The following is a 24,302-nucleotide window of genomic DNA, read 5'->3' on the forward strand; positions in this document are numbered from 1 at the left end:
AATCCAGTAAGCAAGACTGTTGAAAAACCAGAAAAACCAACTGAAAAACGTGTTGTTAATATTCCAGTGAAAGTTGAATTCAACTTCACGAAGAAATTGGAAGGTCGTGCGTTGAAAGCTGGTGAATTCAGCTTCGTATTGAAAGACAAAGATGGTAACGTGATTGAAACCGTAAGCAATGATGCTGAAGGTAAGATCAAGTTCTCAGCTCTTGAATTCAAACGTGGTCAAGAAGGTACTTATATCTATCATGTAGAAGAAGTGAAAGGTACAGAGGCTGGAGTTGAGTACGATAAGATGGTAGCGACTGTTGGAGTTACTGTAACTAAGGATGGTAAAGTGTTGACTCTTACTTCACAAATGCCTGAAGATACTGAGTTTAACAACAAGGTAATACCGCCAACACCGCCAACACCACCAACACCGCCAACACCACCAACACCACCAACACCGCCAACACCGCCAACACCGCCAACACCACCAACACCAGTAACACCACCAACACCAGAAAAACCTAAAGGTCCTGAGTTGCCAAACACTGGTGAACAATCTAAATCTGGACTTGTTGCACTTGGTGCTGCACTTGGTCTGGTAGGTCTAGGTTTGGTTGCAAAACGCAAAAAAGAAGATGAAGCTTAATGTTTCTAGGTTTCTAGAACGAATCAAGATTTATCTTTGAGTATCTAAATAAAAGATATTGTAAAGTTGGTTATACATTTATTAAATAAGTGTATGTAATCGCAAGAAGAGAGGTTAATGCCTCTCTTTTTGTTTTTATAATTTATTTAAGAAAACGAAAACTTTGAATAAGTATAAATCTTTAAAATTAATTAAACAAATGGTCAGTAATTGTACATTTTTTTAAATAAGTATGGTATAATTTGATTGGATAATCAAATGTTTTCTAATCGTAAAGGAGGTTATTATGAAGCATAAATTGTCTAAATGTTTAACATTTTTTTTAATGTTTTTGCTAATAGGCTTATCAATAGTTAAATTATCAAAAACAGTTCAAGCGGATTCGGTGACGGGTTATAATCTTGATACTAAGATTATTCATGAGAGATCTGGCCTTGAATTGAGTGATAATGTGGAAGTTATTGCTGGGGAACGTTTAATCGCAACTTATCAATTAACTTTTCCAGATAATCAGAATATCTCTGAGAATGATCAATTGATTTTAGATATTCCTAGAGAGCTCAGATTGATTACAAATTTGACCTTTGACGTTACAAATAGTAAGGGTACGAAGGTTGGTGTTGCTCATACAGATCCTAGTACAGGAAAAGTGACGGTAACTTTTACAGATTATTTTTCTAAGAGACCTGAGAATAAAGAGCTTTCTTTACAGTTTAATTTAACGATTAATCGAGAAGTTGTTAAGGAGAGTCAACCAGTTACTGTTACCATTGGTCATAAGACTTATAGTTTCAAGTACAGACAAGATAGTGGTGAAGCAGGCGACTATGAGATGAAATACGGTTATCAAGATGATACAGATCCAAGTATTATTAAGTGGCGTATTCTCTTGAATGCCAATCAAGATATGATTCGTGGGATGACAATTACGGATACTTTTGGTAATGGACAAACCTTAATTCCTGAATCATTTAGAGCTGTTCGTTATGATACACAACCTACAAAAATTCGTAATGAGGCTCATATTCTTACGTTAGAGCCATCAGATAATTTTTCAAACAAGGCAGTATTCACTAAAAATGCTCAAGGAGGAATCACAGGCTTTACGATTCCATTTGGAGATAACTATCATTGGGCAATGTATATTGAATACTCTACTAAATTACCAGATGGAGTTCCTGCAGGTTCATTAGTATCGAATAACTTGGCATGGTCTGCCACAAATTTTAAGACACGTAGTATGGTACGTGAAGTCCGTCTAGAGTCAGGATCAGGTTTTGGTAACGCTGAAAAATCAGAATCAGTTATCTTAAAGGCTCACAAAACTTTAAAAGGGAAAACACTAGAAAAAGATCAGTTTAACTTTGCACTTTATGATGCTGCAAACCCTAGTGAACCTCTTCAAATTGTAAAAAATGCTGAAGATGGAAGTGTAACCTTCAATGCTATTAAGTATAAAAAAGAAGGAGTTTACAACTATATCATTCGTGAAGTTCTTCCTGAAAGCACAGATAATTACGATTATGATAGCCATGAACTAAAGGTTACTGTAACAGTAACGGATGATGATGGTATCAAAAAGGGAACAGTGTCTTACGGTGAAGAGGAAACTACATTTACCAATATTTACAGAGGAACTACAAGTATAAAAGGTAAGAAAATATGGGATGATGCTGATAATAAAGCAGGAAAACGCCCAAATAGCATTAAGGTACAACTCTATGCTGATGGAAGTAAAGTAGGGCAAGAAGTTATTTTAAACGAAGATAATAATTGGACTCATACTTTTACAAATCTTCCGAAATATATAGCAGGAAAAATGATTAGCTATACAATTAGTGAGGTCAATGTTCCTGAGGGATATGTATCAAAAACAGTTCGAGAAAACGAAACGAACCTAGTCTTGATTAATACTTATCAACCACCAGTGCCTCCGGGTCCAGTAACACCTCCAGGTCCAGTAACACCTCCAGGTCCAGTAACGCCTCCAGGTCCAGTAACACCTCCAAGCCCAGTAACACCTCCAGCACCAGTAACATCGTCAACGCCTGAAAAGAAAAAGGCTAATGAGTTACCGAAAACAGGTGAACAGAAAACTACAGTCTTAATCGTTTTAGGAGTAGCACTTGGTTTAGTTGGATTGAGTTTGGTTGCCAAACGTAAAAAATAGTATAAGAAAAAGAATCATTTTCTAAAATATAATCAGGAAGTATTTCTGATATAAGATTTAAGAGAGGACGTCAAACTCCTCTCTTTTTTTGCTTAAGGGTAGAACTCTTAATTGATTTGTTTAGTATATTTATAATTTCAATAAAAATAAACCGTTTTCACTTGACAAAAATTGGTCTATACCATATAATAAAATAAAGAATATGGAGGACAAAATTATGAAAGTTATTCAAGTGGAAAATCCAATTGAAGGTGGAAAAGTTGCTTTTGATATCTTAAAAGAAAAATTGGAAAACGGTGCACAAACATTAGGGCTTGCAACAGGAAGTAGCCCTCTGGAATTTTACCAACGAATCGTTGAGAGTGATCTTGATTTTTCAAATCTCACAAGTGTAAACTTGGATGAGTACGTAGGTCTTGATGGGGATAATCCTCAATCATACCGTTACTTTATGCAAGAAAATCTATTTAACAAGAAACCATTTAAAGAAAGTTTCTTGCCACGTGGTGTCAAGGATAATGCAGAAGCAGAAGTAGAACGCTACAACCAAATTCTTGCTGACCATCCAGTTGACCTACAAATCTTAGGAATTGGTCGCAATGGTCATATTGGCTTTAACGAACCAGGCACACCATTTGATAGCCAAACTCACCTTGTAGAGCTTGACCAGTCTACAATCGAAGCTAACGCGCGCTTCTTTGAGAAGATTGAAGATGTTCCAACACAAGCTATTTCAATGGGGATTAAAAATATTTTGGATGCTAAATCTATCCTTCTCTTTGCTTATGGGGAATCAAAAGCAGAAGCTATCGCTGGAACTGTTGAAGGTCCTGTGACAGAAAGTCTTCCAGCAAGCAGTCTGCAAAACCATCCAGATGTGACTATTATCGCAGATGCAGCAGCACTCAGCTTGTTAAAGAAATAAGATTTTTATCATTAAAGACCATTCGATCCTATGGATTGGGTGGTTTTTTGATCTGGATATGTCCAAAAATGAATACAGTTTTTCTGAAAGTGGTACAATAGTTCTAATAGTAGGGTGTATGATAGATTTTCCCTTGAAAAGAAGAATATATAATCTTCATTTTTTGAGAATTATCAATTCTTGAAAAAGAAATGTTATAGGTATTGATATGAAGAAGATAAATTTGATTGTTCTGCACTTTCTGCTTTTTGTCAGTATTTAGCAAAGATAGAAGCTATCAGTTTAGGTCAACTAAAGGATTTACATTTTATTCAAGAGCAGATACTTAAACATCTTGTCTGGCATTTTGATAGTCAGGATCTGTATACCATTTCTGATTTACCGTCAGATTATGGGGAATATCTAGATTCCATTGAGTGTGAAATAAATAAATTATTTGGCAGTCTGGAATGAATTTTATAAGTGGAGAACTAGGTTAGGTGTAAGGGGGAAATTTTTTTAAAATCAAATGGAATGATTTGGGAGAATTTCATTTTTTTCTTGACAATTTTCTTTATTCCGTGTAAAATAGAATAGATCTTGAACTTGAAGGGAGTGAAAAAAATGTCTAAAACAGTAGTACGTAAGAATGAATCTCTTGACGATGCTCTTCGTCGTTTCAAACGTGCAGTTACTAAAGCTGGTACTCTTCAAGAAACACGCAAACGTGAATTCTATGAAAAACCTTCTGTAAAACGTAAACGTAAATCAGAAGCAGCTCGTAAACGTAAAAAATTCTAATTAATAAGAAAGGCTAGACTTGTCTAGTCTTCAGAACGAAGACAAATGTCATTTTTGGCGTTTGTCTTTTTCTCTTTTCAAAAATAGTTTGTCTCATCATCTATTAATCTATCCAAAAATCTATATTTGAGAAAAATAAAAAGGGATATTCCCTATCCACTTCACTAATTTTTTGATATTTAAACACGCCAAAGTAAGCCCAACTTGATCCTCCATTTTGGACTTTCCTTTCTCTCTAGTGTATCTCAAATTATGGTACTCCTTAGCCGTCCCAAAGAGTCGTTCAATTGTTTCTTTGCGCTTCTTATAGAGCTCTTTCATTTCTCTTTGATGACGAATCTCCTCACAAAATTCAAGGGCATCTTTCCAGACATGTCTTGTTACTACTTTTTGATGATTTTGGCTTTGGGTACAAACGGATAATAAAGGACAGGCAACACATACTTTGGGATTACTCTTATACTCACGGTAGCCTTCTCGAGTGGTAGTGCGATAATTTAATACTTGATTCTCTGGACAGACATAACAGTCATCACTTGCATTATAAATAAAATTACTAGGTCTTAAGTTCCCCCTTACTCCCTTTGGACGAGTATAAGGAAAGACAGGAATGATGTTTCGCTCTAATAAATAATGGGCAATAGCTGGGATCTTGTAACCTGAATCCGCAATAATATAGTGTAGGGAGAATGGCTCTAACTTTGAAAATAGGGCAGGGAAGGCCTGACTATCATGGACATTTCCTGCTTCAACTGTATAAGCCAAGGCCCAACCATGCTTATCACAAGCAACTTGAGCAGAATAGGCACATACTTCCTTGTGTTCGCCCTTGTGAAACCAACCACACTCGGGATCCGTCGTTGAGATTTTCTTTTCCTTAGCCTCACTTTCTTTTGCGGGCTTTAAGGACTTTTTTTCGTGTTTTTTCCTATCTAAATCAATCTCAACTGCCAATTGTTCACTCATAAATTTAGCTTGTTGGTCTACCATTTCCTTACGGTACTTGTGACTATTAGCTGCCGCTTTGATATGGGTACCATCCACAAATATTTCAGAAGGATCAATTAAACCTGCATACAAAGCTTGGTTGAGAACTTGGGAAAAAATCTCAGAAATGAGTTCTTTATCTTGAAAACGACGGCTGTAATTTTTTCCATAGGTAGTAAAATGAGGAACCTTATCATCTAAAGTTAGTCCGAGAAACCAACGATAGGCCACGTTTACTTCAATCTCTTTAATGGTTTGGCGCATGGAACGGATACCATAAAAACATTTGATTAAAGGAATTTTGACTAACATGACGGGATCAAGACTAGGACGACCATTATCTGGACTATAGGTATCTTCTACCAAGTCATAAATAAAGTCAAAATCAACCTTTGAATCTACTTGTCGAAGAAAGTGATCTTCTGGGACCAATTCGTCTATTGTATAGAAGCCATATTGCTTACGGTTATAATCAGGTTTTTCTTTGTGAAACATAGGGAACACCTCACAACTCTTCTTACCTCTATTATACGACTTTACACAAAGAAAAGCCCTTAGAAACTTGACTTCCAAGGACTTTGTCTTCAATCTGAAGGCTAGACTTGTCTAGTCTTTTTTTGTTAGCTTCTAAGAGTCTGTTTAATCCCTTTTGATTGTTAAAATTATAAAGGTTACTTTCTTAAATAAATACCTCAAATACTGTTAAAAACATAAACTTCCTACTACAATTTGATATAATAGTAGGGAGAACTCGATTGAAGGAGAAAATTATGTCGGTTTTAGTCAAAGAAGTGATTGATAAGCTCAGACTAGACATTGTCTATGGTGAGCCTGAATTACTTGAAAAGAAAATCAATACTGCGGATATTACGCGACCAGGGCTTGAAATGACGGGGTATTTTGACTACTATACCCCAGAGCGGATTCAACTTTTGGGAATGAAAGAGTGGTCTTATCTGATTAGTATGTCTTCTCATAACCGCTACCAGGTTTTGAAAAAGATGTTTCAACCAGAAACACCTGCAGTTATTGTTGCGCGTGGTTTAGTAGTTCCAGAGGAAATGCTAAAGGCTGCTAGAGAATGTAAAATCGCTATTTTAACGAGTCGTACAGCAACAAGTCGTCTGTCTGGGGAATTGTCAAGTTACCTAGATTCTCGTTTGGCTGAGCGTGAAAGTGTACATGGTGTCTTGATGGATATCTATGGTATGGGTGTGTTAATCCAGGGCGACAGTGGTATTGGTAAGAGTGAGACAGGTCTAGAACTCGTGAAACGAGGACACCGTTTGGTGGCTGATGACCGTGTAGATATCTTTGCTAAGGATGAAATGACTCTCTGGGGTGAACCAGCTGAAATCTTGAAGCATTTACTTGAGATTCGTGGTGTTGGTATTATAGATGTGATGAGTCTTTATGGTGCCAGTGCAGTGAAGGATTCTTCACAAGTTCAGTTGGCTGTCTATCTAGAAAATTATGACACGCAAAAGACTTTTGATCGCCTAGGCAATAATGCTGAGGAATTGGAGATTTCTGGAGTAGCCATTCCACGTATCCGCATTCCTGTAAAAACAGGACGTAATATTTCTGTCGTTATCGAAGCAGCAGCGATGAATTATCGTGCTAAGGAAATGGGCTTTGATGCTACTCGACTATTTGAAGAAAGATTGACAAATCTGATTGCAAAGAACGAGGTGAAAAATGATTGATCCAATCGCTTTTCAAATTGGTCCTTTAGCTGTTAGATGGTATGCACTCTGCATCGTTTCAGGTCTTATTTTAGCGGTATATCTTGCCAGTAAAGAAGCGCCTAAAAAGAAGATTTTATCTGATGATATTTTGGACTTCATCTTAATTGCCTTTCCTTTATCCATCATTGGTGCTAGACTCTACTATGTCATTTTTAGATTTGATTACTATAGCCAACATCTGGGAGAGATTTTTGCCATTTGGAATGGTGGTCTTGCGATTTATGGTGGTTTAATTACTGGCGCGATTGTACTCTATATCTTTGCTGACCGCAAATTAATCAATACTTGGGATTTCTTAGATATTGCAGCTCCTAGCGTCATGATTGCTCAGAGTCTAGGTCGTTGGGGGAATTTCTTTAACCAAGAAGCCTACGGAGCAGCCGTTGACAATCTTGATTACTTACCTGGTTTTATCAAGAATCAAATGTATATCGATGGTTCCTATCGTCAACCAACCTTCCTATACGAATCTATCTGGAATCTGATCGGTTTTGCCTTGATTGTCGTTTTTAGACGTCGATTAAAGAGTGTCCGTCGTGGTCATATCACTGCCTTTTATCTAATTTGGTACGGATTTGGACGTATGATTATCGAGGGCATGCGTACGGATAGTCTCATGTTCTTTGGACTCCGAGTATCCCAGTGGTTGTCCGCGCTATTGATTGGCCTTGGTATTTATATCATCTTTTATCAAAATCGGAAAAAAGCACCATTTTATAATGTAAAAAAGGAGAATTAAAATGTTAGAAGTGGCTTATATTATTGTGGCAATTGCCTTGGTTGTATTTTTAGTTTATCTGATTATTACCCTTCAAAAAGTTGGTCGTGTAATTGATGAAACTGAAAAAACTGTTAAAACTTTAACATCAGATGTAGATGTAACTCTTCATCAAACAAATGAATTGCTTACAAAAGTCAACGTTCTTGTTGATGATATCAATGTCAAAGTTGCTACAATTGATCCCCTCTTTACAGCAGTTGCAGACCTCTCTGTTTCTGTTTCTGACCTAAATGAACAAGCACGTGTTTTGAGTAAAAAGGCATCATCTGCTGGATCAAAAACTATAAAAACTGGTGCAGGTTTATCTGCTATTCGTGTTGCAAGTAAATTTTTTAAAAAATAAAAAAGGAGTTGACTAATGGGAAAACTATCATCTATCCTTTTAGGAACTGTTTCAGGTGTTGCAGCTGCCTTGTTTTTAACTAGTGACAAAGGAAAACAAGTTAGAAGCCAAGCACAAGAATTTTTAGAAGATCTAAAAGAAGATCCTGAGTATGCTAAAGAGCAGGTTTGTGAAAAATTAACGGATGTCAAAGAACAAACCAAAGAATTCGTTCTTAAAACAAAAGATCAGATTGAATCTGGGGAAATTACTCTTGACACTGTCCTAGATAAAGCAAAATATCATGCTCAACAAGCGACCGAGGCTTCAAAAGAAACCTTGAATCATTTCAAATCACAACTGGAAGAAAAAGTAGTTGTGGAAGAAAATGGAAATGGTCAAGAAATTGTCATTGAGCTTCAAGAAAATTAAAATAGAGTCACCATTCTTTGTTTTCTAGAAAATCAAGAATGGTGATTTTTTTCTTGAGTGAACTCTTTGTGGTATAATAAATACTATGCAGAAGAAACCGACATCAGCCTACGTGCACATACCATTTTGCACACAAATTTGTTATTATTGTGACTTTTCCAAGGTCTTTATTAAAAATCAGCCAGTAGACAGCTATCTAGAGCATCTACTGCAAGAATTTCATTCTTATGACATTCACAAATTGCGTACACTCTATATTGGTGGTGGGACACCGACAGCCTTGTCCGCTTCTCAATTGGAAGTTTTGTTAGAAGGATTGACTAAAAACTTAGATTTGTCAGTCTTAGAAGAATTAACTATCGAGGCTAATCCTGGTGATTTGGATGCGGATAAGATTGCTGTTCTGCAAAATTCTGCAGTTAATCGTGTTTCACTAGGTGTTCAGACCTTTGATGATAAAATGCTGAAAAAGATAGGGCGTAGTCATACGGAAAAGGATATTTATGAAAATATCGATCGTCTCAAACAGGCTGGTTTTGACAATATTTCCATTGACTTGATCTACGCACTTCCTGGGCAGACCATGGATCAGGTAAAGGACAATGTCGCTAAGGCAATTGCCCTTGATATTCCTCATATGAGCCTCTACAGCTTAATTTTAGAAAATCATACGGTTTTTATGAATCGTATGAGACGAGGAAAATTACCACTTCCTAAGGAAGAATTAGAAGCGGAGATGTTTGAGTATATCATTGCAGAGCTAGAAAAAGCTGGCTTCGAGCATTATGAGATTTCTAATTTTTCAAAACCAGGATTTGAGAGTCGTCACAATCTTATGTACTGGGACAATGCTGAGTATTATGGAATTGGTGCTGGTGCGTCTGGCTATGTAGACGGTGTTCGCTATAAAAATCATGGGCCTATTCGCCATTATTTAAAGGCGGTAGAAGAGGGAAATGCTCGTATTACTGAAGAACACCTGAGTCAAAGGGAAAAAATGGAAGAAGAGATGTTTCTCGGCCTTCGCAAGAAGTCAGGAGTTTCCATGGCACGCTTTGAAGAAAAATTTGGACGGTCTTTCCAGGAACTTTATGGGGATATTGTCAAAGACTTGATTCAACAAGGTCTTATGCAACTTGATGGCGATCATGTTCGTATGACTAAGAGAGGGCTCTTCTTAGGTGATACAGTAGCAGAACGATTTATATTGGAGTAAAATTATGGGCTTAACTTATCAAATGAAGATGAAAATTCCTTTTGATATGGCTGACATGAATGGTCATATCAAACTACCAGACGTTATCTTGTTGTCCTTACAGGTATCAGGGATGCAGTCAATTGAACTGGGAGTGAGTGACAAGGATGTTTTAGAACAGTATAATCTGGTCTGGATTATCACGGATTATGATATCGATGTGGTACGTTTACCTCAATTTGCTGAGGAAATCACCATTGAAACAGAAGCTTTGACCTATAATCGTCTTTTTTGCTACCGCCGATTTACTATTTATGATGAAGATGGTCAAGAAATCATTCATATGGTAGCTACCTTTGTCCTTATGGATCGTGAGAGTCGAAAGGTTCATCCTGTAGTACCAGAAATTGTCGCCCCTTACCAATCTGAGTTTTCTAAGAAACTGGTCCGTGGGCCAAAATATACAGAGCTGGAAGAAGCGATAAGCAAGGACTACCACGTTCGTTTCTATGACTTAGATATGAATGGTCACGTCAATAACAGTAAATACCTAGACTGGATTTTTGAGGTCATGGGAGCAGATTTTCTTATCAACCATATCCCTAAAAAAATCAACCTCAAATATGTCAAGGAAGTTCGACCAGGAGGCATGATCACTTCTAGTTATGAATTGAATGAACTAGAAAGTAATCACCAAGTCTCAAGTGATGGCGATATCAATGCTCAAGCAAAGATAACTTGGCAAGAAATTAAAAAAGATTAGAAAGAAAGATATGACTTATAAAGGATATTTAATTGATTTAGACGGAACAATCTATAAGGGGAAAGATAGAATCCCAGCAGGAGAAGCTTTTGTTCATGAGTTACAAAAAAGAGAGATTCCTTATCTTTTTGTGACAAACAACACCACTCGTACACCTGAAAGTGTTCAAGAGATGCTAGCTAATCAGTTTAACATCGACACGCCTGTATCAACCATTTATACTGCAACCTTAGCGACTATTGATTACATGAATGATCTAGGACTTGAAAAGACAGTCTATGTCATCGGAGAAGCAGGCCTAAAGGAAGCCATTCAAGCAGCAGGATATGTTGAAGATAAAGAAAATCCAGCCTATGTAGTTGTTGGCTTGGACTGGCAAGTAGACTATGAAAAATTTGCTACAGCAACCCTAGCTATCCATAAAGGTGCTCATTTTATCGGTACCAACCCTGATTTGAACATTCCAACTGAACGTGGACTTTTGCCTGGTGCTGGTTCACTGATTACTCTTCTTGAAGTAGCAACTCGCGTAAAACCAGTTTATATTGGAAAACCTAATGCGATTATTATGGACAAGGCTGTTGAACACCTAGGACTTGAGCGAGAAGAAATTGTCATGGTGGGCGATAATTACCTGACTGATATTCGAGCTGGTATTGACAATGGCATTCCTAGCCTTTTGGTAACGACAGGATTTACAAAACCTGAAGAAGTAGCTGATTTACCAATTGCACCAACTCATGTCCTTTCAAGTCTAGCGGAGTGGGATTTCGATGAAAACTAAGTTTACTTTTGTAGGAAGTATTCTCTTTCTCCTCTCGCTTGCTATTTTATTGACCATTTACCTGGCTTGGTTTGTCTATCCTCAGGAAATTTCTTGGTTAAACTTGACAAGTCGTGTTCATCTGCAACCTCAGACTATCCAGCATAATTTTAATGTTTTGATGGATTATTTGACCAATCCATTAAATCAAGCATTGGAAATGCCAGATTTTCCTTCATCAGCTTCTGGTATCTATCATTTTGCGGTTGTGAAGGATTTGTTCCATCTGGCTCAAGGAGTAGCACTAGTAACTCTACCGATATTCTATCTTTTTTGGAAGCAGGTCATTCAGAAAGGATTTCTATCTCTGTACCGTAGAGGTCTCTTAATCATGCTCTCGCTACCTTTGGTACTTGGGTTAGTTGGTGTCTTCATCGGATTTGAGCAGTTCTTTACTTTGTTTCATCAAATTCTTTTTGTAGGTGATGATACCTGGCTATTTGATCCAGCAAAGGATCCTGTCATTCTTATCCTACCAGAGGACTTTTTCCTCCATGCCTTTCTTCTATTTTTCTGCTTGTATGAATTGATTTTTGGATTTATGTACCTACAGAGTCGAAAAACAAATAGATAAGTGAAGAAAAGTATTACTGATTCCAAATAAAATGTAGGAAGAAACTATCGTTTGTAACATGAATATTTCTATATTTAAGCAAAACATTCATATGTAATTCTAAAAAACCTATTTTTCTTGAAAAAGTAGGTTTTTTTACGGAAATAACTAGTCAAGCGCTTTATTTTTTTGTATAATAGAAATAGAAAAGTATGTAAAGAAGAGGAAAGCATGATTACACTATTTTTATCACCGAGTTGTACATCATGTCGTAAAGCAAAGGCCTGGCTCGAGAAGCATAAAGTGCCCTTCCAAGAGCATAATATTATGACCAGCCCTTTAACGAGAAAAGAACTGCAACACATTCTTTCCTTGACCGAAAATGGTACTGATGACATCATCTCGACTCGTTCAAAGATTTTTCAAAAATTGAATATTGATGTAGAGAGTATCTCAGTATCGGAGTTGCTTCATTTAATTGAGCAGTATCCAAGTCTTTTGCGTCGTCCGATTATTATTGACGCAAAACGGATGCAAATCGGTTTTAATGAAGATGAGATTCGTGCTTTTCTCCCTCGTAGTTACCGTAAACAAGAACTGAAAGAAGCTACATTGAGAGCTGGTATTAATTAGATGAATAAACAGTATAGTTACCCACTAGATTTGTCGTGGAGCACTGAAGAACTTGCTTCAGTGCTTTCTTTTTTTAATGATGTTGAAGCAGCCTATGAGACTAAGGTAGAAGCAAAGAAACTACTAGATTCCTATAAGGGATTCAAAGCGGTTGTTCCAAGCAAGAGTGAAGAGAAACGCTTGGGTCGTGAATTTGAATCTGCGAGTGGTTATTCCTTCTATCGAGTTGTCCAATTGGCCAAAGAACAAGGGGAAGGGAAGATTTCGCTTGGAAAATAAATTTGTGTTTGCCAAAGAGATTGTCAAGGAAGCAGGAGACTATATTCTAGCTCACATGCAGGAAGAATTGAATATTGAGAGAAAATCATCTCCTACAGACTTGGTGACTCGTTTGGACAAGGAAGTTCAGAATTTTTTGGTTGATAGGATTCGTTCGTATTATCCTGATGACCAATTTTGTGCAGAAGAGGGCTGTCTGCGTGCTTCAGTTGGATATGGATCTGTTTGGGTCATTGATCCCATTGATGGTACTAACAACTTTGTCGCACAAGGTGAAGATTTCGCCATTATGGTAGCGTATTTTGAAAACGGTGTGGGTCAGTTTGGGATCATTTATGATGTCATGAAAGGTCATTGTTATCATGGAGGAGGTGCTTTTCAGGCCTGTCTCAATGAAGAACCCTTGCCTAATTTTAAGGATAAGCCCTTGCGTGATTTTCTGATTGCGAGTAATGCTGGTATGTTGGAAACAAACGCTTGGGGTGTAGCAGAATTGGCTAATGCTTCACTTGGTGTGCGAATATATGGAAGTGCAGCTATCAGCTTTTCAAAAATCCTCTCAGGTCAGCTATTGACCTATATCACCTATCTCCAACCTTGGGATTATGCTGCAGCTAGTATTATAGGAGAAAGTTTAGGGTATCAGATTGTAACCTTAACTGGAGAACCGGTGGATTTTCAGACACGACAACCAATTATGATGGTTCCAACTGACAAGTTGGCAGAAATCCAATCCTATATCTATGAAAGGAAATAAAATTACATGCAATTTCCAGAAGGATTTGTAAAAAAATATGAAGCAATATTGGGAGATGAGGCAAGAGCTTTTCTTGCCTCTTTTGATGATGAGGCTGTTTCTGCTTTTCGTATCAACCCTTTAAAAGAAAGACAGCTTTCTTTTTCAGATGCTATTCCCAATACACCCTGGGGCTACTATGGGAAGGTTTTAGGGAAATCACCAGAACATGTAACTGGCTTGGTCTATTCACAAGAACCTGCTGCACAAATGGTTGCTCAAGTAGCTCAGCCAAAGCCAAGTATGAAGGTCTTGGACCTAGCAGCAGCACCGGGCGGTAAATCAACTCAACTGGCTGCTTATCTAGCAGGTGAGGGTATTTTAGTTTCTAACGAAATTTCAAACAAACGAGCAAAAATCTTAGTTGAAAATATGGAACGCTTTGGTGCGACTAATGTTGTTGTAACCAATGAATCTGCAGACCGTTTAGCCAAGGTTTTTAAAGGCTATTTTGACCTGATCGTTTTAGATGCACCTTGCTCAGGAGAAGGAATGTTTCGTAAACAACCTGACGCTATGAATTATTGGAGTGTAGAATATCCAAGCCAATGTGCTGACTTGCAGCGTGAAATTCTAGAGGATGCGGTCACCATGTTGGCTGATGGTGGCCGTTTGGTCTATTCTACCTGTACCTGGGCTCCAGAAGAAAATGAAGAAATTGTCCAATGGTTACTGGATAGCTATGATTTTGAATTGATCCCAGTTCAACATATCAATGGAATGGTCCCTGGGATTGACTTACCTGAAGCCGCTAGAATGTATCCACATCACTTTAAGGGAGAAGGACAGTTTGTTGCCCATTTACAATTTCGAGGGGAAAATAAAGTCTCTAAGTTCAAGCCTTCTAAATCCAACCTCTCTCGAGAACAGAATTCCTTATGGCAGGATTTTGAGAAGAAACATTTAAAAGAGAAACTGGCTGGAGTCCTACAGGTTTTTGGTGACCAACTGTATTTATTGCCAGAAGGTCTACCAGATTTAGGAAAACTAAGAATTGCACGAAACGGACTTCATCTTGGAACCTTTAAGAAAAAACGTTTTGAACCAAGTTTTGCACTTGGGCTAGCTTTAAAACCAAGTCAAGTCAATCAAGGAATTGAAATTCATCAAGAGGACTTTGTCAAATATGTAGCTGGTGAAACAGTTCAATTATCTGAAACTTTGCCAAATGGCTGGTACCAAGTTTTGGTTGCTGGAAATGGTTTAGGTTTTGCAAAAGTGACAGGAAATACATTGAAGAATTATTTCCCTAAGGGCTTGAGGTTTAAGGTGAAAAACTAGTCAAAATCAGTATTCTATGTTATAGTGGAAGTATGGATTTTTTGCATAAAACATAGAAAAATAGGGCGAAATTCCAAGCTATTCATCATTATTTTCAAGGAGACAAATAGTGAAAAAATTTAAAAAACTCACACTCTCTCTTGCAACTCTTTTACTTGCTGGTTCGTTAGTAGGATGTGCAAGCTGGATTGATCGTGGGGAGTCTATGACGGCTGTTGGGTCAACTGCTCTCCAACCTTTAGTCGAGGCGGCTGCAGATGAATTTGCATCAGCTCACATCGGAAAAACAGTCAATGTTCAAGGTGGTGGTTCTGGTACAGGACTGTCGCAGGTTCAGTCAGGAGCAGTAGATGTCGGCAACTCCGATGTATTTGCGGAGGAAAAAGACGGTATTGATGCCTCAGCATTGGTCGACCATAAGGTAGCTGTCGCAGGTTTGGCTGTTATAATCAATAAAGAAGTAGATGTTGATAATCTAACGACGGATCAGCTCCGACAAATCTTCACAGGAGAAATTACCAACTGGAAAGAAGTCGGAGGTAAAGATTTAGCCATCTCAATTATTAACCGTGCGGCAAGTTCAGGTTCTCGTGCGACTTTTGACAGTGTGATCATGGATGGGCAATCAGCAATGCAAAGTCAGGAGCAAGATTCAAACGGAATGGTTAAATCAATTGTTTCTCAAACCCCTGGAGCTATTTCCTACCTAGCCTTTGCCTATGTTGATGACTCAGTTGGGACTATCAAACTCAATGGTTATGAACCAATTTCAGAGAATGTAACCACGAATAATTGGCCTTTGTGGTCTTATGAACATATGTATACACTTGGTGAGCCAAATGAATTGGTTGCCGAATTCCTAAACTTTGTCCTTTCAGACGAAGCTCAGAATGGAATCGTTAAAGGAATGGGTTATATTTCAGTTAAGGAAATGAAGGTTGAAAAAGATGCTGCAGGTACTGTGACAGCAATAGAAGGGAGCCAATAATGAATCAAGAAGAATTATCTAAAAAATTGCTCTCTCCTTCAAAAAACTCTCGTCTTGAGAAATTAGGAAAAGGGCTAACCTTTGCCTGTCTCTCTTTGATTGTTATCATTGTAGCCATGATTTTGATTTTCGTGGCTCAGAAAGGGTTATCTACCTTCTTCGTCAATGGTGTTAACATTTTTGAATTTTTATTTGGACAGACTTGGAACCCTTCAGGGAAACAATTTGGTGCCCTTCCGATGATTTTAGGTTCCTTTATTGTTACCATCCTATCAGCTCTTATTGCAACACCATTTGCTATTGGGGCTGCAGTATTTATGACAGAAGTATCACCAAAAGGGGCAAAGATTTTGCAACCTGCTATTGAACTCCTAGTTGGGATTCCTTCAGTAGTTTATGGATTTATCGGATTGCAGGTCGTCGTACCATTTGTACGTAGTGTCTTTGGTGGAACAGGTTTTGGTATTTTATCAGGGATTTTCGTTCTCTTTGTTATGATCTTGCCGACTGTGACCTTTATGACAACTGATAGCTTACGTGCAGTTCCTCGTCACTACCGTGAAGCTAGTTTAGCTATGGGAGCTACTCGTTGGCAGACTATCTGGCGTGTAACCTTGAAGGCGGCACGTTCAGGTATTTTTACGGCAGTAGTCTTTGGTATGGCGCGTGCTTTCGGTGAAGCACTAGCTATTCAGATGGTGGTCGGAAACTCAGCCGTTATCCCAACTTCATTGACAACACCTGCTGCGACTTTGACCTCTGTTTTGACCATGGGTATCGGAAATACTGTTATGGGAACTGTTGATAATAATGTTCTTTGGTCACTAGCCTTAGTATTGCTTTTGATGAGCTTGGCCTTTAACAGTGTGATTAAATTGATTACGAAAGAAAGAGGAAAGAAAAACTATGCACGCTAAGAAATTAGATAAACTTGCAACAGCTGTCCTCTATACCATCGCAGGAATCATTGTCACTATTCTGGCTTCCTTGATTCTCTATATCTTGGTTCGAGGCTTACCTCATGTTTCTTGGTCCTTCTTGACTGGAAAATCATCTTCTTACCAAGCAGGTGGTGGTATTGGAATTCAGCTTTATAATTCCTTCTTCCTTTTGGTCATTACCTTGTTCATCTCTGTACCTCTATCAATGGGGGCTGGAATTTATTTGGCTGAATATGCAAAAAAAGGTCGTGTTACCAACTTCGTTCGTACCTGTATTGAAATTTTGTCTTCACTGCCATCCGTTGTTGTAGGTCTCTTTGGTTACCTCATCTTTGTAGTCCAGTTCGAGTATGGATTTTCCATTATTTCAGGTGCCTTGGCTTTGACTGTCTTTAACCTTCCACAGATGACGCGTAATGTTGAAGACAGTTTGAAACACGTCCACCACACGCAACGTGAGGCTGGTTTGGCGCTTGGACTTTCTCGTTGGGAAACAGTTCTTCATGTCGTTATCCCCGAAGCTCTACCTGGTATTGTAACCGGCATTGTGCTTGCATCAGGTCGTATCTTTGGTGAAGCCGCAGCCCTTATCTACACAGCAGGACAATCAGCACCAGCCCTTGACTGGTCTAACTGGAATGTCCTTAGTGTAACCAGTCCAATATCAATCTTCCGTCAAGCAGAAACCTTGGCTGTTCATATCTGGAAAGTAAATAGTGAAGGAACTATTCCTGATGGAACTCTTGTTTCAGCAGGTTCTGCAGCGGTGCTCCTCATCTTTATCTTGATCTTTAACTTTGGAGCACGAAAACTCGGAAGCTATCTACATAAGAAATTAACCGCTGCCTAAAGGAGAAGCCATGTCGAAATATAATTGGGATGAAAGGCATATTATTACTTTTCCAGAAGAAAAAGTGGCCCTCTCTACGAAGGATTTACATGTTTACTACGGTAAGAATGAATCCATCAAGGGCGTGGATATGCAATTCGAAAAAAATAAAATTACAGCTTTAATTGGTCCATCAGGTTCTGGGAAATCAACCTACCTACGCAGTCTCAACCGTATGAATGATACCATTGATATTGCTAAGGTTACAGGACAAATTCTCTATCAAGGAATTGACGTCAACCGTCCTGAAATCAATGTTTACGAAATGCGTAAACACATCGGAATGGTTTTCCAACGTCCAAATCCATTTGCTAAATCAATTTACCGCAACATCACCTTTGCACATGAACGTGCAGGAGTTAAGGACAAGAAGGTCCTTGATGAAATTGTAGAAACCTCTCTTCGTCAAGCCGCCCTCTGGGATCAGGTTAAAGACGACCTTCATAAGTCAGCCTTGACGCTTTCAGGAGGTCAACAACAGCGTCTCTGTATCGCTCGTGCAATCTCTGTGAAACCAGATATCCTCTTGATGGATGAGCCAGCATCAGCCTTGGATCCGATTGCGACAGCTCAACTTGAAGAAACCATGCTGGAGTTGAAGAAGGACTTTACCATTATCATCGTAACTCACAGTATGCAACAAGCTGCGCGTGCTAGTGATTATACAGGATTCTTCTACCTGGGTGACTTGATTGAGTATGATAAGACATCTAATATTTTCCAAAATGCGAAGCTACAGTCAACAAATGACTATGTAACTGGACACTTTGGTTAGAAAGGGAACAGTATGACAGAACCGATTTTACAGGTTTCAGACCTGTCAGTCTATTACAATAAAAAGAAGGCCTTGAATAGTGTTTCCTTATCGTTCCAACCCAAGGAAATTACGGCACTTATCGGTCCGTCTGGATCTGGAAAATCAACACTTCTAAAGGCTATTAACCGAATGGGTGACCTTAATCCTGAAGTGACGACAACTGGATCAGTGGTTTATAATGGGCACAATATCTATAGTCCTCGTACGGATACAGTTGAATTACGTAAAGAAATTGGTATGGTCTTCCAACAACCCAATCCTTTTCCTATGTCTATCTATGAAAATGTCGTTTATGGCCTCCGTATAAATGGGGAAAAAGACAAGCAGGTCTTAGATGAAGCAGTGGAGAAGGCTTTACAACGTGCTTCAATCTGGGATGAAGTCAAGGACCGTTTGCATGATTCTGCTATTGGTCTTTCAGGTGGGCAACAACAACGTGTTTGTGTGGCACGTGTATTGGCGACTAGCCCTAAAATCATCCTCTTGGATGAACCAACTTCAGCCTTGGACCCTATTTCTGCTGGTAAGATTGAGGAAACCTTGTATGGTCTAAAAGACAAATACACCATGCTCTTGGTTACTCGTTCTATGCAGCAAGCATCTCGAATCTCCGATAAGACAGGCTTTTTCCTCAATGGAGATTTGATTGAATTTAACGATACCAAGGATATGTTCCTCTATCCTCAACATAAGGAGACAGAGGACTACATTTCAGGTAAATTTGGATAAGGAGTGAGAAGATGTTACGATCTCAATTTGAAGAAGATTTAGAGAAATTGCATAATCAGTTTTATGCTATGGGACAAGAAGTTCTTTCCCAAATCAATCGTACTGTACGTGCTTTTGTAACGCATGACCGTGACATGGCTAAAGAAGTCATTGAGGAAGATGCAGAAGTAAACGAATACGAAGTGAAACTTGAAAAGAAATCATTTGAAATGATTGCCCTACAACAGCCAGTTTCACAAGACTTACGTACAGTTTTAACAGTTCTAAAAGCTGTGTCAGACTTAGAACGTATGGGGGACCATGCAGTATCTATCGCAAAAGCAACGATTCGTATGAAGGGTGAGCAACGTATCCCTGCAGTTGAAGAAGAAATTAAAAAAATGGGTCGTGAAGTAAAAAACTTTGTTGAAGCCGCATTAGAACTTTATTTGAATGGTTCTGTGGATCAAGCCTATGAAGTTGCAACCATGGATGAAAATATCAACCATTACTTTGATAATATTCGTGATCTTGCAACTGAAGAAATTAGAAAGAACCCAGAAGCTATCGTCACAGGTCGTGATTATTTCCAAGTGATTTCATACTTGGAGCGTATCGGAGACTATGCAAAAAATATCTGTGAATGGGTTGTTTACTTTGAAACAGGTAAGATTGTTGAATTGTAAGATTGATTAATTATGCAAAAAAAGGAGCTTGTTAGTAAGTAAAAGCTCCTTTTTTGAAACAAAAATTGAAAATTTTTCATAAAAATTTAGAATATGCTTGACAAACGAAGTAGATAGAGTTATAATTATACAAAATTAACAGAGAGGTTGTTTATTTATGAATTTTAAAAAATGGATATTTGTCTTATGTAGTTTTCTTGCAAGCTTCTTATTGGTAGCTTGCCAATCGTCTAGCTCAAGCTCGCAGTCTGCAGTGGAGGCCATCAAGCAAAAAGGAAAATTAGTGGTCGCAACTAGTCCCGACTATGCTCCCTTTGAGTTTCAAGCACTTGTGGATGGTAAAAACCAAGTCGTAGGTGCGGATATTGACATGGCGCAAGCAATCGCTGATGAACTTGGAGTGAAATTGGAAATTTCAAGTATGAGTTTTGATAATGTCTTGACCAGTCTTCAAACAGGAAAAGCAGACCTAGCAATTGCGGGAATCAGTGCAACTGAAGAAAGACAAGAAGTCTTTGATTTCTCAATTCCTTACTATGAAAATAAAATTAGCTTCCTTATCAGAAAATCAGATCTTGAAAAATACAAGGATTTGGACTCTCTAGCAAGTGCTAATATTGCAGCTCAAAAAGGGACTGTTCCTGAATCTATGGTTAAAGAGCAACTTCCAAAGGCACAGTTGACTTCTTTGACAAACATGGGCGAAGCAGTCAACGAGCTTCAATCTAGTAAAGTAGATGCCGTTCATATGGATGAGCCAGTGGCACTAAGCTATGCTGCTAAGAACTCCGATTTGGCAGTGGCTACAGTAAGCTTGACTATGAAAGAAGGCGAAGCAAATGCTGTAGCTATCAAAAAAGGTAACTCAGGTTTGAAGGAAGTAGTTGATAAGGTCATCCAAAAACTGAAAGATGACGGAACTTACCAAACTTATCTTGAAAAAGCTGCTAAGCTAACAGAAGTAGAACAGTAAAAAATAACAGAGTTGGATTTCAGTCCAGCTCTGTTTTTAAATAGCTTAATGTTTCTTCAATATTTTCTAAGGAAATTTTTGCAAAGTGATAAGGGCAGTTCGTTAGATAGGAAGATTCGAAGAAGTCAAGTTCTAGAGGACTATGTTTAAGACTAGCGATGCTAGGATAGTTCCTGAGATCAAGCAAAAGCCCATCATGAAGTGGATAGTTCGGTAGGGAAATGGGATACCTTTGTAAGAGCTGTTGGATGTGCTCCTGACTTTTTTCTTGCAGTGCCAGTCGTGCTAGTCTGTTTTTCTCAAAGAGTTGACTATCGATGTAGAGTGATAGAGCCTTTTGCATGATAAGGTTGTTATCGTAGTCGAGGATATTTTTATAGGTGACAAAAGCTTCCTTGATAGTGTTTGGAAGAAGAAGGGCAGTGATTCGAAGGGCAGGAAATAGACTGGTAGAAAAGGACTTGATATAGATGACCAAATCATGTTGGTCTAAATAATGAAAGGTTTGTCCCATTTTAGGATCCAAATCACCCAGGTAGTCATCCTCAACGATATAAATCTGATGTTTGGCAGCCAAGTCAAGGATGGCAAGTTTTTCCTCTTCAGAATAGGAATGCCCCAGAGGATAGTGGAAACGGGGAATGGTATAGAAAAACTTAATCTTTCCGCTTTTAAAGTGTTCCTCAAGTTCGTTTAGGTCAATGCCGTCTACTCGACGGTCAATGGTTTGATAGGGAAGATTTTGAGCTAGTAACAACTGGTTCATCCGATGATAGGTCGGTTGTTCAACCAGTATTTCCTGAGCTTGACCTGGAAAATCAATCTGAGAGAGAATAAACAGTGCTTGTTGGGTTCCAGTTGTCATGACTAACTGGTCTGGTTTGCTATAGATTGCTTGTTCAAAGAGCAAGGAATGAACAGACTCTCGTAATTCTTCTAAACCCTCTTGGTGTTCATAGTAGTTGTAGAGATAATTTTCTCGCCCAATCAAGCTCTCATTGACACACAGACGAAAATCATCATAGGCTGCAGCGTGTTCATCGTTAACTGAGATAATTAAGTCTTCATGACTGGTTTGTTGCTCCAATACATAATAACCACTTTGAGGTTTGGAGTAGATATATTTCTCGTATCGGAGTTCTAAGAGTGCGCGCTGTATGGTGTCTTTGCTACAGTGAAAATCTTGACTGAGTTTTCGGATAGATGGTAGGCGACTTCCAGTTGGAAATCTACCTGATTCTATCTCATTTTTTAGATAGTGAACGACTTGTTCATACTTGCTTTCTTGCTTCATCCCAGACCTCTCATGATTTTGTTACATTGTACCTTTTTTTTAGAAGTTTGGCAATGTTATACTCTTCGAAAATCTCTTCAAACCGCGTCAACGTCGCCTTGCCGTATGTGTAGGATACTGACTACGTCAGTTCCATCTACAACCTCAAAACAGTGTTTTGAGCTGCCTTCGTCAGTTCTATCCACAACCTCAAAACAGTGTTTTGAGCTGACTACGTCAGTTCCATCTACAACCTCAAAACAGTGTTTTGAGCAACCTGCGGCTAGCTTCCTAGTTTGCTCTTTGATTTTCAGAGTATTAAAAGGCAGTCTAGCATTCAATTCTAATCAGAAATGTGATATACTTAGTAAGTAAAATTTTCAAAGAAGAGTGAGATGATGAAGGTGCAAGAACCAGTTAAATTATTCCAATATAATACTTTGGGAGCCTTGATGGCGGGACTTTACGGAGGAACCATGACCGTTGGTGAATTGCTTGAACATGGTGATTTAGGATTAGGAACCCTGGATTCTATCGATGGAGAATTGATTGTCTTAGATGGGAAAGCTTATCAGGCTAAGGGATCAGGTGAGAAACCTGAAATTGTGGAAGTTTCATCAGATGCTTTGATTCCCTATGCAGCAGTTGTACCCCACCAGGCAGAAGTTATTTTCCGTCAGCGTTTTGAAATGACTGATCAGGAACTTGAAAAACGTATTGAGTCCTATTATGATGGAGAAAATCTTTTCCGTTCCATCAAGATTCATGGTGATTTTAAACACATGCATGTTCGTATGATTCCAAAATCAACAAGTGAAACGAAGTTTGCTGAGGTTGCGACGCATCAGCCTGAATATAGCTGCGACAATGTCTCAGGAACTATCGTTGGTTTTTGGACACCTGAAATTTTCCATGGAGTTAGTGTTGCTGGTTATCATTTGCACTTCATTTCAGACGATCTAACCTTTGGTGGCCACGTTATGGACTTTGTCATCAAGGAAGGGATTGTAGAGGTGGGAGCTGTTGACCAGTTGGATCAACGTTTTCCTGTTCAGGATCGTCAATATCTATTTGCTAAGTTTAATGTTGACGAGATGAAAAAAGATATCGAACAGGCAGAATAAAAGGAGTCAAATATGAAAATTCATGTAATAATAACGATGCTGGCTTTATTTGCCTTTCTCATTACAGCAGTTTGGTATGCAAGAAAGCAATACAAGATTAATTTTGCAGTTTTGGGACTTGGGGCAGTTGCATTTTTTGCCTCTTCTCAAGTCTTGGAGAAAATCGTTCATCTCTTGGTTCTCCACCCACAAAAGGATGGGACAGTTCCACTCATGACGGAAAATCCTCTTCTCTATGTGATTTATGGCATTTCTATGGCTGCTTTATTTGAAGAAACAGCTCGACTTATTTTCTTTAAATGGTTGGAGAAGAAAAGAACTTTGGAAGATTCAGATGCTCTTGCTTATGGATTGGGACATGGTGGCTTGGAGTTGATCTATATCGGGATTGCAAGTTTACTCAATCTCTTCATCCTCTTTTCAGCAGTAGAATCTCAAAATCCAAACATAATGCAACTCTTGCCTGAAAGCACGCTTGCTACGATTAACAATCTAGCGGCATGGCAGATTTACCTTTTGGGACTAGAGAGAATTCTAGCCTTGCTTCTTCAAGTTGGTTTGACCTTCTGGGTTTATCAAGCAGTTCGCCAAAAGAAATGGATTTACCTAGTAGCTGCTTATGGTTTACATGCCCTATTTGATTTGGCTCCGAGCCTATCTCAAGTTGGTTGGTTGTCAAATCCCCTTCTCGTAGAAGGATTGTTAGCAGTGGAAGTTATTATTTTTATTTACTTTACAAAAACGATCTTTTATAAAAAGCAATAATACAAAATGTACTGACCCCAAAAAGTTAGAC

Annotated in this window: 27 protein-coding genes; 25 read left to right on the plus strand and 2 right to left on the minus strand. The window is 38.5% G+C overall.

What is annotated here, in order from left to right:
- The 4 genes from HMPREF2728_RS04920 to rpsU form a co-directional block, all read left to right on the plus strand.
- Positions 1-639 (plus strand): Spy0128 family protein (locus HMPREF2728_RS04920; RefSeq protein ID WP_148130268.1); only part of this gene is annotated, 639 nt, incomplete at its 5' end.
- Between the two features lie 286 nt (positions 640-925).
- The gene (locus HMPREF2728_RS04925; RefSeq protein WP_075227236.1) at positions 926-2,809 is read left to right on the plus strand and encodes a Cna B-type domain-containing protein; all 1,884 of its coding nucleotides are present in this window, start codon (positions 926-928) and stop codon (positions 2,807-2,809) included.
- Positions 2,810-3,026: 217 nt separating this feature from the next.
- Positions 3,027-3,734, plus strand: a complete 708-nt coding sequence (locus tag HMPREF2728_RS04930; RefSeq protein WP_049508421.1) for a glucosamine-6-phosphate deaminase — start codon at positions 3,027-3,029, stop codon at positions 3,732-3,734.
- A gap of 603 nt (positions 3,735-4,337) precedes the next feature.
- The gene (gene rpsU / locus HMPREF2728_RS04935) at positions 4,338-4,514 is read left to right on the plus strand and encodes a 30S ribosomal protein S21 (RefSeq protein ID WP_000048054.1); all 177 of its coding nucleotides are present in this window, start codon (positions 4,338-4,340) and stop codon (positions 4,512-4,514) included.
- Positions 4,515-4,634: 120 nt separating this feature from the next.
- On the opposite strand, the gene HMPREF2728_RS04940 is transcribed toward rpsU, so the two are convergent.
- Positions 4,635-5,996 carry an IS1182 family transposase gene (locus HMPREF2728_RS04940; protein ID WP_075227237.1) on the minus strand — a complete coding sequence of 454 codons (1,362 nt, stop codon included), beginning with the start codon at positions 5,994-5,996 and terminating at the stop codon, positions 4,635-4,637.
- A 275-nt stretch (positions 5,997-6,271) separates the two neighbouring features.
- On the opposite strand from HMPREF2728_RS04940, the gene hprK reads away from it, so the two are divergent.
- The 19 genes from hprK to HMPREF2728_RS05035 all read left to right on the plus strand — a co-directional run bounded on the left by hprK (position 6,272) and on the right by HMPREF2728_RS05035 (position 21,109).
- On the plus strand, positions 6,272-7,207 hold the full coding sequence (hprK, locus tag HMPREF2728_RS04945) for an HPr(Ser) kinase/phosphatase (RefSeq protein ID WP_049526992.1): 936 nt from the start codon (positions 6,272-6,274) through the stop codon (positions 7,205-7,207).
- On the plus strand, positions 7,200-7,988 hold the full coding sequence (gene lgt, locus HMPREF2728_RS04950) for a prolipoprotein diacylglyceryl transferase (protein WP_075227238.1): 789 nt from the start codon (positions 7,200-7,202) through the stop codon (positions 7,986-7,988). The genes hprK and lgt overlap by 8 nt, the downstream gene beginning before the upstream one ends.
- A gap of 1 nt (position 7,989) precedes the next feature.
- Complete coding sequence (locus tag HMPREF2728_RS04955; RefSeq protein ID WP_000895021.1) at positions 7,990-8,373, plus strand: DUF948 domain-containing protein; 384 nt, start codon at positions 7,990-7,992, stop codon at positions 8,371-8,373.
- Between the two features lie 15 nt (positions 8,374-8,388).
- On the plus strand, positions 8,389-8,784 hold the full coding sequence (locus HMPREF2728_RS04960) for a YtxH domain-containing protein (RefSeq protein WP_045763373.1): 396 nt from the start codon (positions 8,389-8,391) through the stop codon (positions 8,782-8,784).
- A gap of 85 nt (positions 8,785-8,869) precedes the next feature.
- Complete coding sequence (gene hemW, locus HMPREF2728_RS04965) at positions 8,870-10,000, plus strand: radical SAM family heme chaperone HemW (RefSeq protein WP_045763372.1); 1,131 nt, start codon at positions 8,870-8,872, stop codon at positions 9,998-10,000.
- Positions 10,001-10,004: 4 nt separating this feature from the next.
- A complete protein-coding gene (locus tag HMPREF2728_RS04970) occupies positions 10,005-10,742 on the plus strand; it encodes an acyl-[acyl-carrier-protein] thioesterase (protein ID WP_075227239.1) in 738 nt (245 codons plus the stop codon).
- 10 nt (positions 10,743-10,752) lie between these two features.
- A complete protein-coding gene (locus HMPREF2728_RS04975) occupies positions 10,753-11,526 on the plus strand; it encodes a TIGR01457 family HAD-type hydrolase (RefSeq protein ID WP_045763370.1) in 774 nt (257 codons plus the stop codon).
- Positions 11,516-12,139: a TIGR01906 family membrane protein gene (locus tag HMPREF2728_RS04980; RefSeq protein WP_045763369.1), complete on the plus strand. Its 624-nt coding sequence runs from the start codon at positions 11,516-11,518 to the stop codon at positions 12,137-12,139. Before HMPREF2728_RS04975 ends, HMPREF2728_RS04980 begins: the two co-directional genes overlap by 11 nt.
- A gap of 210 nt (positions 12,140-12,349) precedes the next feature.
- The gene (locus HMPREF2728_RS04985; protein WP_000631256.1) at positions 12,350-12,751 is read left to right on the plus strand and encodes a Spx/MgsR family RNA polymerase-binding regulatory protein; all 402 of its coding nucleotides are present in this window, start codon (positions 12,350-12,352) and stop codon (positions 12,749-12,751) included.
- Entirely contained in the window at positions 12,752-13,030 is a 279-nt protein-coding gene (locus HMPREF2728_RS04990; protein ID WP_001041984.1) for a UPF0223 family protein, read from the plus strand.
- Positions 13,020-13,787 carry an inositol monophosphatase family protein gene (locus HMPREF2728_RS04995; RefSeq protein WP_000428169.1) on the plus strand — a complete coding sequence of 256 codons (768 nt, stop codon included), beginning with the start codon at positions 13,020-13,022 and terminating at the stop codon, positions 13,785-13,787. Before HMPREF2728_RS04990 ends, HMPREF2728_RS04995 begins: the two co-directional genes overlap by 11 nt.
- A gap of 6 nt (positions 13,788-13,793) precedes the next feature.
- Entirely contained in the window at positions 13,794-15,107 is a 1,314-nt protein-coding gene (locus HMPREF2728_RS05000) for an RsmF rRNA methyltransferase first C-terminal domain-containing protein (RefSeq protein WP_075227240.1), read from the plus strand.
- A 109-nt stretch (positions 15,108-15,216) separates the two neighbouring features.
- Positions 15,217-16,095 (plus strand): phosphate ABC transporter substrate-binding protein PstS, encoded by an 879-nt coding sequence (locus HMPREF2728_RS05005; protein ID WP_049530895.1) that lies wholly within the window; start codon positions 15,217-15,219, stop codon positions 16,093-16,095.
- Positions 16,095-17,012: a phosphate ABC transporter permease subunit PstC gene (pstC, locus tag HMPREF2728_RS05010; RefSeq protein WP_075227241.1), complete on the plus strand. Its 918-nt coding sequence runs from the start codon at positions 16,095-16,097 to the stop codon at positions 17,010-17,012. The genes HMPREF2728_RS05005 and pstC overlap by 1 nt, the downstream gene beginning before the upstream one ends.
- Positions 17,002-17,886, plus strand: coding sequence for a phosphate ABC transporter permease PstA (pstA, locus tag HMPREF2728_RS05015; protein WP_000543058.1), 885 nt, complete (start codon positions 17,002-17,004; stop codon positions 17,884-17,886). Before pstC ends, pstA begins: the two co-directional genes overlap by 11 nt.
- A 10-nt stretch (positions 17,887-17,896) precedes the next feature.
- Positions 17,897-18,700, plus strand: a complete 804-nt coding sequence (gene pstB, locus HMPREF2728_RS05020) for a phosphate ABC transporter ATP-binding protein PstB (RefSeq protein WP_049495489.1) — start codon at positions 17,897-17,899, stop codon at positions 18,698-18,700.
- 12 nt (positions 18,701-18,712) lie between these two features.
- Positions 18,713-19,471: a phosphate ABC transporter ATP-binding protein PstB gene (gene pstB, locus HMPREF2728_RS05025; RefSeq protein WP_045763360.1), complete on the plus strand. Its 759-nt coding sequence runs from the start codon at positions 18,713-18,715 to the stop codon at positions 19,469-19,471.
- An 11-nt stretch (positions 19,472-19,482) separates the two neighbouring features.
- Positions 19,483-20,136 carry a phosphate signaling complex protein PhoU gene (gene phoU, locus HMPREF2728_RS05030; protein ID WP_049509822.1) on the plus strand — a complete coding sequence of 218 codons (654 nt, stop codon included), beginning with the start codon at positions 19,483-19,485 and terminating at the stop codon, positions 20,134-20,136.
- Between the two features lie 157 nt (positions 20,137-20,293).
- On the plus strand, positions 20,294-21,109 hold the full coding sequence (locus HMPREF2728_RS05035; protein WP_075227242.1) for an ABC transporter substrate-binding protein: 816 nt from the start codon (positions 20,294-20,296) through the stop codon (positions 21,107-21,109).
- Between the two features lie 19 nt (positions 21,110-21,128).
- Here the strand turns inward: HMPREF2728_RS05035 and HMPREF2728_RS05040 are convergent, their stop codons facing one another.
- Positions 21,129-22,403, minus strand: a complete 1,275-nt coding sequence (locus HMPREF2728_RS05040; protein WP_075227243.1) for an aminotransferase-like domain-containing protein — start codon at positions 22,401-22,403, stop codon at positions 21,129-21,131.
- Between the two features lie 374 nt (positions 22,404-22,777).
- Between HMPREF2728_RS05040 and budA the strand changes: the two genes are divergently transcribed.
- Complete coding sequence (gene budA, locus HMPREF2728_RS05045) at positions 22,778-23,506, plus strand: acetolactate decarboxylase (RefSeq protein WP_075227244.1); 729 nt, start codon at positions 22,778-22,780, stop codon at positions 23,504-23,506.
- Between the two features lie 12 nt (positions 23,507-23,518).
- Entirely contained in the window at positions 23,519-24,271 is a 753-nt protein-coding gene (locus HMPREF2728_RS05050; RefSeq protein ID WP_075227245.1) for a YhfC family intramembrane metalloprotease, read from the plus strand.
- The last annotated feature ends 31 nt before the right edge of the window (positions 24,272-24,302 follow it).

It is taken from the genome of Streptococcus sp. HMSC061D10 (assembly GCF_001808865.1).
Lineage (GTDB): Bacteria > Bacillota > Bacilli > Lactobacillales > Streptococcaceae > Streptococcus.

Bases quoted from the DNA above. Each gene is read 5' to 3' on its own strand.
- HMPREF2728_RS04925 (WP_075227236.1), top strand. From the start codon at position 926: ATGAAGCATAAATTGTCTAAATGTTTAACATTTTTTTTAATGTTTTTG.
- HMPREF2728_RS04980 (WP_045763369.1), top strand. From the start codon at position 11,516: ATGAAAACTAAGTTTACTTTTGTAGGAAGTATTCTCTTTCTCCTCTCG.
- HMPREF2728_RS04990 (WP_001041984.1), top strand. From the start codon at position 12,752: ATGAATAAACAGTATAGTTACCCACTAGATTTGTCGTGGAGCACTGAA.
- hemW (WP_045763372.1), top strand. From the start codon at position 8,870: ATGCAGAAGAAACCGACATCAGCCTACGTGCACATACCATTTTGCACA.
- lgt (WP_075227238.1), top strand. From the start codon at position 7,200: ATGATTGATCCAATCGCTTTTCAAATTGGTCCTTTAGCTGTTAGATGG.
- budA (WP_075227244.1), top strand. From the start codon at position 22,778: ATGATGAAGGTGCAAGAACCAGTTAAATTATTCCAATATAATACTTTG.
- phoU (WP_049509822.1), top strand. From the start codon at position 19,483: ATGTTACGATCTCAATTTGAAGAAGATTTAGAGAAATTGCATAATCAG.
- pstC (WP_075227241.1), top strand. From the start codon at position 16,095: ATGAATCAAGAAGAATTATCTAAAAAATTGCTCTCTCCTTCAAAAAAC.
- HMPREF2728_RS04975 (WP_045763370.1), top strand. From the start codon at position 10,753: ATGACTTATAAAGGATATTTAATTGATTTAGACGGAACAATCTATAAG.
- HMPREF2728_RS04940 (WP_075227237.1), bottom strand. From the start codon at position 5,996: ATGTTTCACAAAGAAAAACCTGATTATAACCGTAAGCAATATGGCTTC.
- HMPREF2728_RS04985 (WP_000631256.1), top strand. From the start codon at position 12,350: ATGATTACACTATTTTTATCACCGAGTTGTACATCATGTCGTAAAGCA.
- hprK (WP_049526992.1), top strand. From the start codon at position 6,272: ATGTCGGTTTTAGTCAAAGAAGTGATTGATAAGCTCAGACTAGACATT.
- HMPREF2728_RS05000 (WP_075227240.1), top strand. From the start codon at position 13,794: ATGCAATTTCCAGAAGGATTTGTAAAAAAATATGAAGCAATATTGGGA.
- pstA (WP_000543058.1), top strand. From the start codon at position 17,002: ATGCACGCTAAGAAATTAGATAAACTTGCAACAGCTGTCCTCTATACC.
- HMPREF2728_RS05040 (WP_075227243.1), bottom strand. From the start codon at position 22,403: ATGAAGCAAGAAAGCAAGTATGAACAAGTCGTTCACTATCTAAAAAAT.
- HMPREF2728_RS04960 (WP_045763373.1), top strand. From the start codon at position 8,389: ATGGGAAAACTATCATCTATCCTTTTAGGAACTGTTTCAGGTGTTGCA.
- HMPREF2728_RS04930 (WP_049508421.1), top strand. From the start codon at position 3,027: ATGAAAGTTATTCAAGTGGAAAATCCAATTGAAGGTGGAAAAGTTGCT.
- pstB (WP_045763360.1), top strand. From the start codon at position 18,713: ATGACAGAACCGATTTTACAGGTTTCAGACCTGTCAGTCTATTACAAT.
- HMPREF2728_RS04955 (WP_000895021.1), top strand. From the start codon at position 7,990: ATGTTAGAAGTGGCTTATATTATTGTGGCAATTGCCTTGGTTGTATTT.
- HMPREF2728_RS05035 (WP_075227242.1), top strand. From the start codon at position 20,294: ATGAATTTTAAAAAATGGATATTTGTCTTATGTAGTTTTCTTGCAAGC.
- HMPREF2728_RS05050 (WP_075227245.1), top strand. From the start codon at position 23,519: ATGAAAATTCATGTAATAATAACGATGCTGGCTTTATTTGCCTTTCTC.
- HMPREF2728_RS04970 (WP_075227239.1), top strand. From the start codon at position 10,005: ATGGGCTTAACTTATCAAATGAAGATGAAAATTCCTTTTGATATGGCT.
- rpsU (WP_000048054.1), top strand. From the start codon at position 4,338: ATGTCTAAAACAGTAGTACGTAAGAATGAATCTCTTGACGATGCTCTT.
- pstB (WP_049495489.1), top strand. From the start codon at position 17,897: ATGTCGAAATATAATTGGGATGAAAGGCATATTATTACTTTTCCAGAA.